The 305-nt window shown below is 67.9% G+C and carries 1 pseudogene; it reads right to left on the minus strand.

Annotated elements, in window-relative coordinates:
* Positions 1-305 (minus strand): annotated as a pseudogene (locus tag EN861_RS34835) (sensor histidine kinase); the annotation flags it as partial.

Genomic DNA, 305 nt, shown 5'->3' on the forward strand with positions numbered 1-305 from the left:
GTGCAGGCTGCGGTCCGGCATGATCAGCTCGAACTCCTTGTCGCTGTCGCCGACCGGACCGAAGACGCGCAGCATGCGGTTGCCGCCGGCGAACAGCGTCTCCAGCGCGCCGGTCATGCCGTTGACCAGGCCGACATTGGCGATATCGACATGCTCGTCGACCTTCGGCGGCATGTCGGCCACGACCAGCAGCCGCGAGACGCCGCCGTCGCGCACCGCGATCGCCTTGGCGCCGATCGCCATCAGCACGTCGTTCTGGGCGGCATGCGACAGCGAGTTCGGCTCACCCTGCAGCAAGACGATCG

This window comes from Mesorhizobium sp. M8A.F.Ca.ET.218.01.1.1 (genome assembly GCF_004791165.1).
Taxonomy (GTDB): Bacteria; Pseudomonadota; Alphaproteobacteria; order Rhizobiales; family Rhizobiaceae; genus Mesorhizobium.